Source organism: Pseudonocardia sp. ICBG1034 (assembly GCF_020131375.1).
GTDB classification, from domain to species: Bacteria; Actinomycetota; Actinomycetes; order Mycobacteriales; family Pseudonocardiaceae; genus Pseudonocardia; species Pseudonocardia alni.
Genome location: NZ_JAHLEK010000015.1, coordinates 2,760,272 through 2,776,847, shown reverse-complemented (window position 1 = coordinate 2,776,847; position 16,576 = coordinate 2,760,272). Strand labels below are relative to the sequence as shown.

The window sequence follows — 16,576 nt, the reverse complement described above, 5'->3', positions numbered from 1 at the left end:
GCGCGGCCACCGGGGCTGCCGGTGCCGGGGTCAGAACAGGACCGGCAGCCCCAGCGCGGCGTCGACGGCGATCGCCGCGAACAGCACGCACAGGTAGATGTTCGACAGGTGGAACAGCGGCATCGGGGAGATCTCGCCGCCGGACTTCACCTGGTGGTGCAGCCGGTGCGCCCGGTACACGAAGTACGCCCCGCCGAGCAGCGCCACCGCGAGGTACACCCACGACGTCGCCGGCAGCAGGAGCAGGCTCCAGGCCACCATCACCCAGCTGTAGACCACGATCCGCACCGACACCGCCGGCGCGGGCGCGACGACCGGGAGCATCGGCACCCCGGCGGCGGCGTAGTCCTCGCGGTAGCGCATCGCCAGCGCCCAGAAGTGCGGCGGCGTCCAGAAGAAGATCACACCGAACATGACCAGCGCGGGCCACTCGACGGTGCCGGTCACCGCGGCCCAGCCGATCACCACCGGCATGCAGCCCGCGGCGCCGCCCCACACGATGTTCTGCGAGGTCCGCCGCTTGAGCAGCATCGTGTAGACGAGCACGTAGAACGCGATCGCGGCCAGCGACAGCACGGCGGCCAGCCAGTTCGTGGTCAGGCCCAGCCACACCGAGCTCAGCGCGGCCAGGACCAGGCCGAACACCAGCGCGTTGCGGGTGGGGACCTGTCCCCTCGCCAGCGGGCGGCGGGCGGTGCGCGCCATCTTCTGGTCGATGTCGGCGTCCACGACGCAGTTCAGCGCGTGGGCCGCGGCCGCGGCCATCGCGCCGCCGACCAGAGTGGCCGCGATCAGCACCAGCGAGGGCACACCGCGCTGGGCCAGGAACATGGCGGGCACGGTGACCACGAGCAGCTGCTCGATGATCCGCGTCTTGGTGAGGCCCAGATAGGCCGCCACCGTGGCGCGGACGCGCGCGGGACGCCTGGTCGGTGCCGGCGGCACCACCACGGTCGTCGCGGGGGGCGTCGCCGCCGGCGCGGCGTCCGGCCCGGCCGGGACGTGCTCGGCCGGGACACCGGCCTCGTCGGCCCGGCTCCGCCCTGACGCGGGTGCGCTCACCTGTCCGTACCTCGCTCGGTTCGACGTAGTGATCCCGTGCCGCGCCGCCCGAGGGGCCGCACCGGCTCGGTGCCGTGGACACGGGGTGGTCGCCGCGGTGGCGACCTCCCTAGTTCTACAGCGCGTCGATGCTAACCGGTGGCATGCGTCGCGGGCCCGCCGGGTACGCCGACACCGGCGGCCCGGTCCGCCGATCGCCACGAGGCGCAAAGCCGCAGGCCGCGGGCGTGAGCAGTAGGGTGTTCCGCGTCGGGGCGGCGACGATGCCGCCAGGTGATCCGGGTCGCACCACACACCCGCCGACGTCGCCGCCGCGGAACGGCCGCGACCACCGGGCGGGCATCCGGATCCACGACCGGCAGACCGACATTCGTCGACGCGAGTACAGGAGCCATCGCCTTGTCCGACACCGCTACGTCCCCCCACGCCGGGGACGGCGCCGTCGCCGCGCTCACCCGCGCGCACGTCCCCGACGACTGGACCGACCTCGACCGCAGGGCCGTGGACACCGTTCGTGTACTGGCCGCGGACGCGGTCCAGAAGTGCGGCAGCGGACACCCCGGCACCGCGATGAGCCTGGCCCCGCTGGCGTACACGCTGTTCCAGCGCGTCATGCGGCACGACCCGGCCGACCCCGACTGGATGGGCCGCGACCGGTTCGTCCTGTCCGCGGGGCACTCCAGCCTCACCCTCTACATCCAGCTCTTCCTGGCCGGCTACGGCCTGGAGCGGGAGGACCTGGAGCAGCTGCGGAAGTGGGGCTCGCTGACCCCGGGCCACCCGGAGTGGGGCCACACCCGCGGTGTCGAGATGACCACCGGCCCGCTGGGCCAGGGGTTGTCCTCGGCCGTGGGCATGGCGATCGCGGCCCGCCGCGAGCGCGGCCTGTTCGACCCGGACGCCCCCGAGGGTGCCTCGCCGTTCGACCACCAGATCTACGTGATCGCCTCCGACGGCGACATCGAGGAGGGCGTCACCTCCGAGGCGTCGTCGCTGGCCGGTCGCCAGGAGCTGGGCAACCTCACGGTGATCTACGACGCGAACGAGATCTCCATCGAGGACGACACCAACATCGCCCTCAACGAGGACACGGCCAAGCGCTACGAGGCCTACAACTGGCACGTGCAGGTCGTCGAGGGCGGCGAGAACGTCACCGGCATCCTCGCCGCGCTGGAGGCCGCGAAGGCCGAGACCGACCGCCCGTCGATCATCATCCTGCGGACGGTGATCGGCTACCCGTCGCCGAACAAGATGAACACCGGCGCCGCGCACGGTGCCGCGCTGGGCGACGACGAGGTCCGCGAGGTCAAGAAGGTCCTCGGGTTCGACCCGGACCAGGAGTTCGAGGTCGACGACGACGTCCTCGCCCACACCCGCGCGGTCGGCGAGCGCTCGCGCGCCGCCCACGACACCTGGCAGGGCACCTTCGACGAGTGGGCGCAGCGCGAGCCGCAGCGCAAGCAGCTGCTCGACCGGCTGCTCGCCAAGAAGCTGCCCGAGGGCTGGGAGTCCGCGCTGCCGTCGTTCGACGTCGACGAGAAGGGGCTGGCGACCCGCAAGGCGTCCGGTTCGGTGCTCGGCGCGCTCGCCGAGGTGCTGCCGGAGCTGTGGGGCGGCTCGGCCGACCTCGCCGAGTCGAACAACACCACCATGAAGGGCGTCGACTCGTTCGGCCCGAAGTCGGCCTCGACCGGCATGTGGTCCACCTCGCCGTACGGGCGCACGCTGCACTTCGGTGTCCGTGAGCACGCCATGGGCGCGGTCCTCAACGGCATCGCCCTGCACGGCCCCACCCGCGCCTACGGCGGCACGTTCCTGGTCTTCTCCGACTACATGCGCCCGTCCGTGCGGCTCGCGGCGCTGATGAAGACCAACCCGATCTACGTGTGGACGCACGACTCGATCGGCCTGGGCGAGGACGGCCCGACCCACCAGCCGATCGAGCACCTGGCGTCGCTGCGCGCGATCCCCGGCCTGTCGGTGGTCCGCCCCGGCGACGCCAACGAGACCGTGTACGGCTGGAAGGCCGCCCTGGAGCGGCCCGACGGCGGCCCGGTCGGCTTCGCGCTGACCAGGCAGAACGTGCCGACGCTGGCCGGTACCTCCGCCGAGGGCGTCGCCCGCGGCGGCTACGTCATCGCCGAGGCCGCGTCCGGCGTCCCGCAGGTGATCATCATCGCCACCGGCTCCGAGCTGCACCTGGCGCTGGCCGCCCGCGAGCAGCTCGAGGGCGAGGGCGTCGGCACCCGGGTCGTCTCGATGCCGTGCGTCGAGTGGTTCGAGGCCCAGGACGAGCAGTACCGGGAGTCGGTCCTGCCGACCGCGGTCACGGCCCGTGTCTCGGTCGAGGCCGGCATCGCGATGCCCTGGTACCGCTACGTCGGTGAGCTCGGCCGGTCGGTGTCGATCGAGCACTTCGGTGCCAGCGCCGACCAGGCCACCCTGTTCGAGAAGTTCGGCTTCACCGCCGACACCGTCGCCACGGCCGCGCGGGAGACCCTCGCCGCGACCGAGAAGTCCTCCTGAACCGACGGCACCCGATCGCAAGGAGAGAGAATCATGAGCAACGATCGACTGGCCGCGCTGTCCGCGGCCGGGGTGTCCATCTGGCTCGACGACCTGTCCCGGGAGCGCCTGGCCAGCGGCAACCTCGCCGCCCTGATCGAGGACAAGCACGTCGTCGGGGTGACCACCAACCCGACGATCTTCGCCGGTGCGCTGTCCGACGGCGCCGCCTACGACGAGCAGGTCCGTGAGCTGGCCGCCCGCGGTGCCGACGTCGACACCGCGATCCGCGAGATCACCGTCGCCGACGTCCAGCACGCCTGCGACGTGTTCTCCGGGGTGTGGGAGCGCACCGGCGGTGTCGACGGCCGGGTCTCCCTGGAGGTGGATCCGCGCCTGGCGCACGACACCGAGGGCACCGCAACCCAGGCGAGCGAGCTGTTCAAGGCCGTCGACCGGCCCAACCTGCTGGTGAAGATCCCGGCGACCGAGGAGGGCCTGCCCGCCATCACCCGGGCGACCGCCGAGGGCATCAGCGTGAACGTGACGCTGATCTTCTCCGTCGAGCGCTACAAGCTCGTGATGGACGCCTACCTGACCGGTCTGGAGCAGGCGAAGGAGAACGGGCAGGACCTGTCCCGGATCCACTCGGTCGGCTCGTTCTTCGTGTCCCGGGTGGACTCCGAGATCGACGGCCGGCTGGAGAAGATCGGGGGCGACGCCGCGCTCGGCCTGCGCGGCAAGGCGGCCGTCGCGAACTCGCGGCTGGCCTACGCCGCCTACCGCGACGCGTTCTCCGGTGCCCGCTGGGACGCCCTCGCGGCCCACGGCGCGCACGCCCAGCGCCCGTTGTGGGCCTCCACCGGGGTGAAGAACCCGGACTACCCGGACACGCTCTACGTGTCCGAGCTGGTCGTGGACAACACCGTCAACACCATGCCGGAGAAGACCCTGCTGGCCTTCGCCGACCACGGTGAGGTGGACGGGGACAAGGTCACCGACACCGCGGGCGCCTCCCAGACGGTGTTCACCGACCTGGAGGACCTCGGCATCGATCTCGACGACGTGTTCCTCACCCTGGAGAACGAGGGCGTCGACAAGTTCGAGAAGTCCTGGACCGAGCTGCAGGACACCGTCCGCGGCCAGCTCGACTCCGCGAAGTAGTTGAGCGAGGCCACTCCCGGTGGCGACGGGGCCGACCTCGGCTCCGCCGCCACCGGCGGCCCGTCCGCACCCGCACCGTCCCCGGTGCGGGTGCGGCTCGCCGGTGAGCCGTTCGCCGGAGCGGCCCGGCGGATCGCCGCCGAGCTGGCCGGCGAGACCGTCGCCTCCCGGCTCGCCGACGCCGACGCCAGCGTCTGGGGGCCCCGCGCCGCGGGGGCCCCGCCCCGTACCGGCTGGACCGGGCTCGCCGCCCGCAGCCGGCCCCTCGTCGGGCAGGTCGCCGCGCTGCGCGAGCGGTTCGCCGTCGCCGGTGCGCACCGGGTGCTGCTCGTCGGCACGCCGGACGCGGTCGCCGCGGCCCGCGTCGTCGCCGGCACCGATCCGGGTGGGACCCGGCTGACCGCGCTGGACTCCGCGGACCCGGTGCAGGTCGCGGAGGCGCTGTCCGGCGAGCTCGGCGAGACCGTCCTCGTCGTCGCCGACGCGGCGGGCACCGACCCCGTCGTCGCGGCCGTCACCCGGGTCGTCGCCGCCGCGATCGCCGAGGAGGTCGGTGCCGACGCCCTCGCCGCGCGCACCGTGCACCTCACCGAGCCCGGCTCGCCGCTCGACACACCCGGCGACCCCGGCCCGGTCGTGGTCACCCTCGACGCCGACGTGCCGGGCCGCTTCGGCGTGCTGGGCCCGCTCGGGCTGGTCCCCGCGGGGCTCGCCGGGGCGGACGTGCCCGCCGTCCTGGCCGACGCCGTCGCCGCCGAGCGCGCGCTGGCCGCCGACGACCCGGACAACCCGGCGCTGCTGCTGGCCGGCGCACTGGCCGCGGGCCGCGGCTCGCTGCTGGCCCTGCGCGACGCCGAGCGCTCCCCCGCCCTCACCGGCTGGCTGGCCCCGCTGCTCACCGCGGCCGGGCTCACCGTCGTGCCGGTCCCGCCCGACGAACCGGTCGGCGCTGGCCCCGCCCCGCAGGAGCCCACCGCACCCGCGGGCGTCGTGGACGTGCACGCCGACGGCACCGGCCCACGGCCCGGGCCGGGCCAGGGCGCGGTGCGGCTCGACGCCGGCCCGGGTGCCGCGGTCGTGCTGTGGCAGGCCGCCGCGGCGCTGGCCGGGCGGGTCCTCGACACCGACCCGTTCGCGCCCGCGCCGCCCGCGCCCGCCGAGGGTCCCGACCCCGAGCCGTCGTTCGTCGACGGCGGGATCGCCGTGCACGCCGGGGACTGGCTGCCGCCCGCCACCCGCACCGTCGCCGGTGCGCTCGACGCGCTGGCCGCCGTCGCCGACGGGGCCCCGGCGGTCGTCTCGGCCTGGCTGGACCCGGAGTCCGACGCCTCGGTCGCGGTGCTGCGCGGGCCGCTGGTGGCCCGGCTCGGGCTGCCCGTCGCGTTCGGCTGGGCCCCGGCCTGCCGCAGCGGCGACACCGGCGCACCGGACGTCGCGGTGCACTGTCACCTGACCGGGAACGGGCCCGGCGGTGATCTTCCGGGGTCGGTCGGCGCGGGCACCGTGCCTCCCGGGCCGGGACTGGATAGCCTGCACGCGGCACAGGCCCGGGCGGTCATGGACGACCAGCGACGCCGGGGACGTCCGGTGCTCCGGCTGCACATGACCGACCGGCTCGCCGGGCTGGTGACCCTGGCCAGGGCGGTGACATCGACACCGACGTCGACCGAGCCCTCGACAGAGCCGTGACCCCGGTGCCCCGATCACGAGAACACCAGTACTAGGAGGGGCGATGCCCACCGCGAACGGCGGACGGACCAACCCGCTGCGCGACCCCCGTGACAAGCGGCTCCCCCGGATCGCCGGCCCCTGCGGACTGGTGATCTTCGGAGTGACCGGGGACCTGTCCCGCAAGAAGCTCATGCCCGCGATCTACGACCTCGCCAACCGGGGGCTGCTGCCGCCGGGCTTCGCCCTCACCGGTTTCGCCCGCCGCGACTGGGACCACGAGGACTTCGGCCAGGTCGTCTACGAGGCCGTGCGCGAGCACGCCCGCACCCCGTTCCGGCAGGAGGTGTGGGACCGCCTCGCCGAGGGGCTGCGGTTCGTGCAGGGCTCCTTCGACGACGACGCCGCCTTCGACGAGCTGGAGCGCACCGTCCGCGAGCTCGACGAGAAGCGCGGCACCGGCGGCAACCACGCCTTCTACCTGTCGATCCCGCCCGGCGCGTTCCCGGTGGTCTGCAAGCAGCTCGCCCGCTCGGGGCTGTCCGCCCAGGAGGACCCGGACGTGTGGCGCCGGGTCGTCATCGAGAAGCCGTTCGGCCACGACCTCGCCTCGGCCATCGAGCTGAACGCGATCGTCAACGACGTCTTCCCCGAGGACTCGGTGTTCCGCATCGACCACTACCTCGGCAAGGAGACCGTCCAGAACGTGCTGGCGCTGCGGTTCGCCAACCAGCTGTTCGAGCCGATCTGGAACGCCAACTACGTCGACCACGTCCAGATCACCATGGCCGAGGACATCGGCCTGGGCGGGCGGGCCGGCTACTACGACGGCATCGGCGCCGCCCGCGACGTCATCCAGAACCACCTGCTGCAGCTGCTCGCGTTCACCGCGATGGAGGAGCCGACGTCGTTCTCCTCCGACGAGCTGCGCGCCGAGAAGATCAAGGTCCTCAAGGCGGTCAAGCTCGCGCACCCGCTCGACGCCACCACCGCCCGCGGCCAGTACGAGGGCGGCTGGCAGGGCGGCGAGGAGGTACCCGGGTTGGCCCAGGAGGAGGGGTTCGACCCGGAGTCGACCACCGAGACCTTCGCCGCGATCACCTGCGAGGTCGAGAACCGCCGCTGGGCCGGGGTGCCGTTCTACCTGCGCACCGGCAAGCGCCTGGGCCGCCGCGTCACCGAGATCGCGGTGGTGTTCAAGCGGGCCCCGCACCTGCCGTTCGACGCGACGATGACCGAGGAGCTGGGGCAGAACGCCCTGGTCATCCGGGTGCAGCCGGACGAGGGCGTCACCATGCGCTTCGGGTCCAAGGTGCCGGGCAGCCAGATGGAGGTCCGCGACGTCACGATGGACTTCGGCTACGGCAACGCCTTCACCGAGGCCTCCCCCGAGGCCTACGAGCGGCTCATCCTCGACGTGCTGCTCGGCGAGCCGTCGCTGTTCCCGGTCAACGAGGAGGTCGAGCGGTCCTGGGAGATCCTCGACCCGGTCCTGGAGCACTGGGCCGCCGACGCGCGCGGCCCGGACTCCTACCCCGCCGGGTCCTGGGGCCCGGTGTCGGCCGAGGAGATGCTGGCCCGCACCGGGCGCCACTGGAGGCGGCCGTGAGCGCACGGACGGCAGCCGCGGAGAAGACGGAGACCCCATCGTGATCATCGATCTCCCGTCGAGCACCACCTCGGCGGTCAACCGCAAGCTCGTCGAGCTCCGCGAGTCCGGCGGCGTGTTCGCGCTGGGCCGGGTGCTGACCCTGGTCGTCGTCACCGACGACGGCCCGGAGCTCGAACGCGCGATCGACGCCGCCAACGCGGCCAGCCGCGAGCACCCCTGCCGGGTGATCGTCCTGGCCCGCGGGCAGCGGCGGGCCTCGCCGCGGCTCGACGCCCAGATCCGGGTCGGCGGCGACGCCGGCGCCAGCGAGGTCATCGTGCTGCGCGGCTACGGCCCGCTCGCGGCCGAGGAGGCGGGCGCGGGCATGGTCATGCCGCTGCTGCTGCCGGACGCCCCGGTCGTCGCGTGGTGGCCGAACGAGGCGCCCGCCTCGCCGTCGGAGGACGCGGTGGGCCGCCTCGCGCAGCGCCGCATCACCGACGCGCTGTCGTCGAAGAACCCGGTGAAGGCGTTCGAGGCGCGCCGCAAGGACTACGCGCCCGGCGACACCGACCTGACCTGGACCCGGCTCACGCAGTGGCGGGCCCAGCTGGCGGCCGCGCTGGACGTGCCGCCGTACGAGGACATCAGCGCCGCGGTCGTCGCCGGGGAGGCGGTGTCGCCGTCCACCGAGCTGATCGCGGGCTGGCTCGCCGCGAGCCTGGGGGTGAAGGTGAAGCGCTCTCCGTCGGAGAGGGACAACGGGCTCTCGCTGGTCCGGCTGACGCGCCCGTCCGGTGACGTCGAGCTGGCCCGCCCGGACGGCAAGACCGCCCGGCTGACCCAGCCCGGCCAGCCGGAACGGCTGATCGCGCTGGCCCGGCGGCACGTGTCGGACTGTCTCGCCGAGGAGCTGCGCAGGCTCGACCCGGACGAGGTCTACGCCGAGGCCCTCGCCGGGGTGGCGAAGGTGACCCGCGGCCGCACCCCGGTGAAGGTGCGCGCGTGAGCGCCGCGACGCAGGTGCAGGTCGCGGTGCACCCGGACAAGGAGGCGCTCGCCGCGGCGACCGCGGCCCGGCTGATCACCGCGCTGGTGGACCTGCAGGCCGCGGGCACCGTCCCGCGGCTGGTGCTCACCGGCGGCGGGGTCGGGATCCAGCTGCTGCGCGACGTCGCCGCCTCCGCGGCGCGCGACGCCGTCGACTGGGCCCGGGTGGACCTGTTCTGGGGCGACGAGCGCTTCGTCCCCGCCGACGACGCCGAGCGCAACGACCGCCAGGCCCGCGAGGCCCTGCTCGACGCGGTGGCGCTGGACCCGGCCCGGGTGCACCCGATGCCCGCGGCCCCGCCGGGGGGCGGCACCCGCGACGACGCCCTCGCCGCGGCCGCCGACTACGCCCGGCTGCTCGACGACCTGGCCGGCCCCGACGAGGACGGCGTCCCCGCGTTCGACGTGACCCTGGTCGGGATGGGCGAGGAGGGCCACACCCTGTCGGTGTTCCCCGACTCCCCCGCCGTGCACGAGCAGGCGGCGACGGTCGTCGCGGTCTTCGACTGCCCGAAGCCGCCGCCGACCCGGATCTCGCTGACCCTGGCCGCGGCGCGCCGCTCGCGCGAGGTGTGGGTGGTGGCCGCCGGGGCGGGCAAGGCACCGGCCGTCGCGGGTGCGCTCACCGGCACGCCGGAGACCGAGCTGCCGGTCGGCGGGGCCCGCGGCACCGTCACGACCCGCTGGCTGCTCGACACCGAGGCCGCCGCGGACCTGCCCGACGGGTTCGTCGCCCGCGTCTCCTGACGGGCGGCCCCCGGATGTGAGATGCCGCGCCCGGGCGGGGTGCCGCACGTGGACCTGCGGTTAGGGTCCCCGTCATGCGTATCGGCACCCCGCTCGGCCCGGACCCCACCCGCGTGCTGCTGCTCGGCTCGGGTGAGCTGGGCAAGGAGGTCGCGATCGCGTTCCAGCGCCTCGGCGTGGAGGTCGTCGCCGTCGACCGCTACCCGCACGCCCCCGCCCACCAGGTGGCGCACCGGTGGCACGCGATCGACATGACCGACCCGGTGACGCTCGCGACGCTCATCGAGCAGGAGGCGCCCGACCTCGTCATCCCCGAGATCGAGGCCATCGCCACCGGCGCCCTGGCCGAGATCGAGGCGGCCGGGACGACCGTGGTCCCCACCGCGCGGGCCGCGAAGCTGACCATGGACCGCGAGGGCATCCGGCGCCTCGCCGCCGAGGAGCTGGGCCTGCCCACCTCCCCCTACGTGTTCGCCGACACCCTCGACGAGGTCCGCGACGCCGCCGCCACGGTCGGGCTGCCGTGCGTGCTCAAGCCGGTGATGTCCTCCTCCGGCAAGGGCCAGTCGGTCCTGCAGAGCGCCGACGACGCCGACGCCGCCTGGGAGTACGCCCGTACCGGCGCCCGGGTGTCGAACCCGCGGGTGATCGTCGAGGGCTTCGTCGAGTTCGACTACGAGATCACCCAGCTCACCGTCCGGCACGCCGGCGGCACCGCGTTCTGCGAGCCGATCGGGCACCGCCAGGAGAACGGCGACTACGTCGAGTCCTGGCAGCCCCAGCCCATGTCCGACGCCGCGCTGGCCGCCGCCCGCGACGTGTCCGCCCGGATCACCGAGGCCCTCGGCGGGTGGGGCCTGTTCGGGGTGGAGCTGTTCGTCCGCGGCGACGAGGTGCTGTTCTCCGAGGTGAGCCCCCGCCCGCACGACACCGGCCTGGTCACCCTCGCCACCCAGCGGCTCTCGGAGTTCGAGCTGCACGCCCGCGCCGTGCTGGGCCTGCCGGTGGACACCGCGCTGCGCTCCCCCGGCGCGTCGGCGGTGGTCTACGGCGGCAAGGAGATGGACGCCCCGGCCTACGAGGGCGTCGCCGACGCGCTCGCGGTCGAGGGTGCGGACCTGCGGCTGTTCGGCAAGCCCTCCGCGACCGAGCGGCGCCGGATGGGCGTCGCGGTCGCCCACGCCGACGACGTCGACACCGCCCGGGAGCGCGCGACACGCGCCGCCGGACTCGTGCGCCCGGTCCCCCGGGAGCGATGAGTAGGGCGCACCGCGCCGGTCTCCCCCCGTGTGACGCCGAGAGCCGGCGTCGCGGGAGGGGACGACATCATGAAGCCGATCACGCCGTGCCTGTGGTTCGACGACGTCGCCGAGGAGGCGGCCCGGTTCTACACCGGCATCTTCCCGGACTCGGGCATCGACACCGTCGTGCACTACGGCCCCGAGGTCCCCGACCGGGAGGGCCGGGTCCTCACCGTGGGGTTCCGGATCAACGGCCAGCCCTGGACGGCGCTGAACGGCGGTCCGGTGTTCACCCTCTCCGAGGCGATCTCGATGGAGGTCCACTGCGAGTCCGTCGAGGAGGTCGACCGTTACTGGGACGCCCTGGTCGACGGCGGCGTCGAGCAGCCCTGCGGGTGGCTCAAGGACCGCTACGGGGTGTCCTGGCAGGTGATCCCGCCGGGGGTGCGGGAGTGGCTGACCTCGCCGGACGCCGAGGCCCGGTCCCGGGTCGCGCGGGCCGTGTACGCCACCCACGGCAAGCTCGACGCCGTCGCCCTGGAGAAGGCGTACCGCGGGTAACCTGGTCCGGGTGGCGGCACGGACCGGACTCGTCGTGGCGGGCGCGGGAGCGCGCGGCGCCTACGAGGCGGGTGCGCTGACCGAGCTCCTGCCGCGGATGGCGCGGCGGTGGTCGGCGCCGTCGGTGCTGGTCGGCACGAGCGCGGGCGCGCTCAACGTGGCCGCGCTGGCCGGGCTGTCCGACGTCGCCCCGGACGCCGCGGCCGCCGAGCTCGTCGCCCGCTGGTCCTCGGTGCGCACCGAGGAGGTCGTGGCGCTGCCGTCGTCGGCGGTGGAGGCGACCGCGGCCTACCTCGGGGACCTCGCCGGGGTCCCGTCGTGGCTGCGGAGGCTGCTGCTGGTGCCGGACCGGGTGACCCGCCTCCTCGACGCCGACCGGCTGCGCCCGGTGGTGGACCGGGTCGTCGACTGGGACCGGATGCACGAGGCCGTCGCCCGCGGCCGGGTCGACGCCGTCGGGGTGGCGTGCACCGCCGCCGGGACCGGCGGGACCACGGTGTTCGTCGAGCGCGGGCCGGACGTGGCGCTGCCGCCGTACGACCCGGGTCGCGACATCCGCTACGTCGACGCCCGGCTGGACCCGGACCACCTGCTCGCCTCGGCCGCGGTGCCGGTGCTGTTCGCGCCGCGTCGCATCGAGGGCGAGGCGGCCGGCTGGTACCTCGACGGCGGGGTCCGGCTCAACACCCCGCTCAAGCCCGCACTGCGCCTGGGCGCGGACCGGGTCGGCGTCGTCGCGACGACACCGGACGTCCCGTTCGGCGAGTCCGCCGCGGCGCCGTCCCCGGCGGACCGGGTGCCCGACGTGTACGCGGTCGCCGCGCTGGCGCTGCGCATCGTGCTGGGCGCCGGGGTGACCGAGGACCTGCGGACCCTGCGCGCGGTCAACGCGCTGGTCGACCGCGGCGAGGACCGGCGGCACCGCCGGATCGCGACCTGGTTCGCCGGGCCGCCCGCCGACCGGGCCACCGAGCTGGCGGAGCTGGCCGACGCGGTGCGCCGGCGCGAGTACGGCGGGCTGCGCGCGCTGCGGAACCCGTCGCTGGCCGTGCTGGAGCGACTGGTGGGCGGTGCGGTGCCGGACGCCGACACCACCCACGGCGCGGAGCTGCTCAGCTTCCTGTTCTTCGACCCGGTGTTCGCCGCCGCGGCGGCGGACCTGGGTGCGGCGCACGCCGCGCGCGCCGTCGCCCCCGAGGGCGGGACGGCGCGCCGCCGGACGGCCCGTCCGGCGGCGCGCTGACGGCTCAGACCGCGTCGCTGCCGCGTTCGCCCGTGCGGACGCGCACGATGGTCTCGACCGGCTGCACCCAGATCTTCCCGTCGCCGATCTTGCCGGTGCGGGACGCCTCGACGATGGCGTCGACGACCTTGTCGGCGATCTCGTCGTCGACGACGGTCTCGATACGCACCTTCGGCACGTAGTCCACCGAGTACTCCGCGCCGCGGTAGATCTCGGTGTGTCCCTTCTGCCTGCCGTGCCCGCGGACCTCCCCGACGGTCAGCCCGAGCACACCGAGGTGTTCGAGCGCACCGCGGACGTCCTCCAGCGCGAACGGCTTGACGATGGCGGTGACGAGCTTCATCGGCTCTCCCCCACGGGCTCACGGGTGGCCGGCGTCGCGGGGTGGGAGGCCCCGGCGAGCGCGCGGCTGCCCAGCGACGAGAAGTCGTAGGCGGTCTCGGCGTGCTCGGTCTCGTCGATGCCGGTGGCCTCGTTCTCCTCGCCGATGCGGAACCCGATGGTCACCTTGATCAGGTAGCCGAGGACCAGCGCGACGACGAAGGAGTACAGCAGCACCGCACCCGCGGCGAGCGCCTGGCGGCCCAGCTGGACCAGCCCGCCGCCGTAGAACAGGCCGTTGTCGCCGGCGGCGGCGGAGTTGACGCTGTTGTCGCCGAAGAAGCCGATGAGCAGGGTGCCCACGATGCCGCCGACGAGGTGGACGCCGACGACGTCGAGGGAGTCGTCGAGGCCGAAGCGGAACTTCAGCCCGACGGCCAGCGCGCACACCGCACCGGCGATGAGCCCGATGGCCAGCGCCCCGACCGGCTGCACGAACCCGCACGCCGGGGTGATCGCGACCAGCCCGGCGACGGCACCGGAGGCCGCACCGAGGGTGGTGGGGTGCCCGTCGCGGACCTGCTCGACGAGCAGCCACCCGATCAGCGCGGTGGCGGTGGCGAGCATGGTGTTGGTGAACGCGGTCGCGGCGAGGTCACCCGCGGAGAGCGCGGAACCGGCGTTGAAGCCGAACCAGCCGAACCACAGCAGCGCCATGCCCAGCAGCACGAACGGGAGGTTGTGCGGACGCATCGGCTCGCGCGGCCAGCCGCGCCGCTTGCCGAGCACGATCGCCAGCGCGAGCGCCGCGGCACCGGCGTTGATGTGCACCGCGGTGCCACCGGCGAAGTCCTCGGCCTTGAGGGTGTTGGCGATCCAGCCGCCGACGTTGTCCGGGCCGGTGAAGCCGTCGAAGGCGAACACCCAGTGCGCGACCGGGAAGTACACGATGGTCACCCACAGCACGACGAACGCGGTCCAGCCCCAGAACTTCGTGCGGTCCGCGACGGCGCCGGAGATCAGCGCCGGGGTGATGACCGCGAACATGAGCTGGAACATCACGAACGCCGGCGCGGGCAGGGCGTCGGTGCCCGGCCACGGGGCCGAGTCGCTGCCGACGCCGACCATCGCGCCGACGGTGTTCGCCAGCCCGGCGAACTCCCCGCCGCCGATCAGGCCGCCGCCCACGTCGTTGCCGAAGGCCCAGCTGTAGCCGTACAGCGCCCACAGGACGCTGACCACGGCCAGGCAGATGGTGCTCATCATCAGCATGTTGAGCACGGACTTGCTGCGGGTCATCCCGCCGTAGAAGAACGCCAGCCCCGGCGTCATCAACATCACCAGCGCGGCGCTGACCAGCACCCACGCGGTGTCTCCCGCATTCACGCCCACGCGTCCTCCGTCGTCGCAGTTCCCCGACCCCGGCAGGGATGGTTCGCCCGCGGTGTTTCGTGGAGCAACCGTGTGTGGTTTCCGGTGGGTGTCGGGTCCGGGCATCCGGCGCGCCCCGCGCAGACACCGCCGACGCGACACACGACGCAGCCGGGACCGACGGTCCGAACCCGGACCGGGCGCACCGATGAGTTCCGGCGACGGCCCCGGTCTCCTCTGCGACGGCGGCCCCGGCCCGGGACCGCGAGCACCGAGGGAGCCCGCCATGACCGCCACCACCCGTACCGGGACCGCGTCCACCACCTCCGCCACCCGCCGTCCGCGGGCCGCCACCGTCGGCCTGTGGGTGCTGCAGGTGCTGCTGGCCGGGGTCTTCGTGATGGCGGCGCTGCCGAAGGTGAACGCCGACCCGGTCGCGGTCGCCGGGTTCGACCTGCTGGGTCTGGGGACCGTCGGCATGGTCGTGGTCGGCTGGCTGGAGCTGGCCGGCGCGGTCGCCCTCCTGGTCCCGCGGCTGTGCGGGCTCGCCGCCGTCTGCCAGGTCGCGCTGATGGTCGGGGCCACCGCGGTCACCGTGGTGCTGATGCCCGCGATGGTCGCGTTCCCGGCGCTGACCCTGGTGGCGGTGTGCGTGGTCGCGTGGGCCCGCCGCCGCGACACCGCGGCCCTGCTGCGCGGCCTGCACCGCTGACCGCCGCACGGCGACGGCCCGTCCCCCTGGTCCGGGGACGGGCCGTCGTGGTGCGGGTGGGACTCAGCCGATCCCGTCAGCCCATCTCGTCGAGCCGGCCGTTCGTGTAGTCGTCGTAGGCGGCCAGGTCGAGGAAGCCGTGACCGCAGTAGTTGAACAGGATCACCTTCTCCTCCCCGGTCTCCTTCGCGGCGAGCGCCTCGTCGATGGTGGCGGCGATGGCGTGCCCGCACTCCGGCGCCGGGATCTTGCCCTCGGTGCGCGCGAACTGGATGGCGGCCTCGAACACCTTCCCCTGCGGGTAGGCGACGGCCTCCATCCGCTCGTCCTTGACCAGCGAGGACACCAGCGGCGAGTCACCGTGGTAGCGCAGCCCGCCGGCGTGGATCGACGGCGGCACGAAGTCGTGGCCCAGGGTGTACATCGGCATGAGCGGGGTGAGGCCCGCGGTGTCGCCGAAGTCGTAGTCGTAGCGGCCCTGGGTCAGCGTCGGGCACGAGAGCGGCTCGACGGCGAGCAGCCGCACGCCGGGGTCCGGCACGAAGGGGAAGGCGATCCCGCCGAGGTTGGAGCCGCCACCGCACGGCGCGATGACGACGTCGGGCAGCCGCTCCCCCGCCAGCGCCAGCTGTTCCTTCGCCTCCAGACCGATCATGGTCTGGTGCAGCAGGACGTGGTTGAGCACCGACCCGAGCGCGTAGTGGGTGTCGGGGCGGCCGACGCAGTCGCGGACCGCGTCGGAGATCGCCGAGCCGAGCGAGCCGGGGTGGTCGGGTTCGTCGACGGGTGACGGCACGACCTCGCCGCCCCAGGTCTCGATCGCGATCCGCCGGTAGGGCTTCTGCCCATAGGACGCCCGCACCATGTAGACCTTCAGGTCCAGGTCGAACTGGGCCGCGGCGAACGACAGCGCGGTCCCCCACTGGCCCGCGCCGGTCTCGGTGGTGAGCCGGGTGGTGCCCTCCCGGGCGTTGTAGAACGCCTGGGCCACGGCCGTGTTGGTCTTGTGGCTGCCCGAGGGCGAGATGGACTCGTCCTTGAAGTAGATCCGCGCCGGGGTGCCCAGCGCCTTCTCCAGCCGGGTCGCGCGGACCAGCGGCGTGGGCCGCCACAGCCTCAGGATGTCGAGGACCTCACCGGGGACGTCGATCCACGGCTCGGCGCTGACCTCCTGCTCGATCAGGGCGGTCGGGAACAGCGGCGCCAGGTCGTCCGGGACGACCGGCTCGCGGGTCCCGGGGTGCAGGGGCGGCTGCGGCGGCGTCGGCAGGTGCGGCACGACGTTGAACCATGCCGAGGGGATCCGGTCCGGGGGCAGCGTCCAGCGGCTCATGACCACC

General features: G+C 74.1%; 14 protein-coding genes. 10 read left to right on the top strand and 4 right to left on the bottom strand.

Annotation, left to right across the window (positions count from 1 at the left end; translation table 11 throughout):
- Positions 1-30: 30 nt before the first annotated feature.
- Positions 31-951, bottom strand: a complete 921-nt coding sequence (locus tag KPF22_RS14490; protein WP_224402432.1) for a heme o synthase — start codon at positions 949-951, stop codon at positions 31-33.
- A 510-nt stretch (positions 952-1,461) separates the two neighbouring features.
- Here KPF22_RS14490 and tkt point away from each other — a divergent pair.
- The 9 genes from tkt to KPF22_RS14445 all read left to right on the top strand — a co-directional run bounded on the left by tkt (position 1,462) and on the right by KPF22_RS14445 (position 12,832).
- A complete protein-coding gene (gene tkt / locus KPF22_RS14485) occupies positions 1,462-3,588 on the top strand; it encodes a transketolase (RefSeq protein WP_224402330.1) in 2,127 nt (708 codons plus the stop codon).
- Positions 3,589-3,621: 33 nt separating this feature from the next.
- Positions 3,622-4,731: a transaldolase gene (gene tal / locus KPF22_RS14480; protein WP_224402329.1), complete on the top strand. Its 1,110-nt coding sequence runs from the start codon at positions 3,622-3,624 to the stop codon at positions 4,729-4,731.
- Complete coding sequence (locus tag KPF22_RS14475) at positions 4,732-6,420, top strand: hypothetical protein (RefSeq protein WP_224402441.1); 1,689 nt, start codon at positions 4,732-4,734, stop codon at positions 6,418-6,420. It abuts the gene before it with no gap.
- 43 nt (positions 6,421-6,463) lie between these two features.
- Positions 6,464-8,008 carry a glucose-6-phosphate dehydrogenase gene (zwf, locus tag KPF22_RS14470; RefSeq protein WP_062395412.1) on the top strand — a complete coding sequence of 515 codons (1,545 nt, stop codon included), beginning with the start codon at positions 6,464-6,466 and terminating at the stop codon, positions 8,006-8,008.
- A 40-nt stretch (positions 8,009-8,048) separates the two neighbouring features.
- Positions 8,049-8,999 (top strand): glucose-6-phosphate dehydrogenase assembly protein OpcA, encoded by a 951-nt coding sequence (gene opcA, locus KPF22_RS14465; protein WP_208821184.1) that lies wholly within the window; start codon positions 8,049-8,051, stop codon positions 8,997-8,999.
- Complete coding sequence (gene pgl, locus KPF22_RS14460; protein ID WP_224402328.1) at positions 8,996-9,787, top strand: 6-phosphogluconolactonase; 792 nt, start codon at positions 8,996-8,998, stop codon at positions 9,785-9,787. The genes opcA and pgl overlap by 4 nt, the downstream gene beginning before the upstream one ends.
- Positions 9,788-9,861: 74 nt before the next feature.
- Positions 9,862-11,046: a formate-dependent phosphoribosylglycinamide formyltransferase gene (purT, locus tag KPF22_RS14455; protein ID WP_208821189.1), complete on the top strand. Its 1,185-nt coding sequence runs from the start codon at positions 9,862-9,864 to the stop codon at positions 11,044-11,046.
- Between the two features lie 69 nt (positions 11,047-11,115).
- Complete coding sequence (locus KPF22_RS14450) at positions 11,116-11,589, top strand: VOC family protein (RefSeq protein ID WP_208821190.1); 474 nt, start codon at positions 11,116-11,118, stop codon at positions 11,587-11,589.
- Positions 11,590-11,599: 10 nt separating this feature from the next.
- Positions 11,600-12,832, top strand: a complete 1,233-nt coding sequence (locus KPF22_RS14445; protein ID WP_208821192.1) for a patatin-like phospholipase family protein — start codon at positions 11,600-11,602, stop codon at positions 12,830-12,832.
- A gap of 4 nt (positions 12,833-12,836) precedes the next feature.
- On the opposite strand, the gene KPF22_RS14440 is transcribed toward KPF22_RS14445, so the two are convergent.
- Together KPF22_RS14440 and KPF22_RS14435 are read right to left on the bottom strand one after the other, a co-directional pair.
- The gene (locus KPF22_RS14440) at positions 12,837-13,175 is read right to left on the bottom strand and encodes a P-II family nitrogen regulator (RefSeq protein ID WP_062395424.1); all 339 of its coding nucleotides are present in this window, start codon (positions 13,173-13,175) and stop codon (positions 12,837-12,839) included.
- On the bottom strand, positions 13,172-14,491 hold the full coding sequence (locus KPF22_RS14435; RefSeq protein ID WP_374107491.1) for an ammonium transporter: 1,320 nt from the start codon (positions 14,489-14,491) through the stop codon (positions 13,172-13,174). Before KPF22_RS14435 ends, KPF22_RS14440 begins: the two co-directional genes overlap by 4 nt.
- 319 nt (positions 14,492-14,810) lie before the next feature.
- Between KPF22_RS14435 and KPF22_RS14430 the strand changes: the two genes are divergently transcribed.
- Positions 14,811-15,236 (top strand): DoxX family protein, encoded by a 426-nt coding sequence (locus KPF22_RS14430; RefSeq protein ID WP_224402326.1) that lies wholly within the window; start codon positions 14,811-14,813, stop codon positions 15,234-15,236.
- 76 nt (positions 15,237-15,312) lie between these two features.
- On the opposite strand, the gene KPF22_RS14425 is transcribed toward KPF22_RS14430, so the two are convergent.
- Positions 15,313-16,569 carry a TrpB-like pyridoxal phosphate-dependent enzyme gene (locus KPF22_RS14425; RefSeq protein WP_208821198.1) on the bottom strand — a complete coding sequence of 419 codons (1,257 nt, stop codon included), beginning with the start codon at positions 16,567-16,569 and terminating at the stop codon, positions 15,313-15,315.
- Between the last annotated feature and the right edge of the window lie 7 nt (positions 16,570-16,576).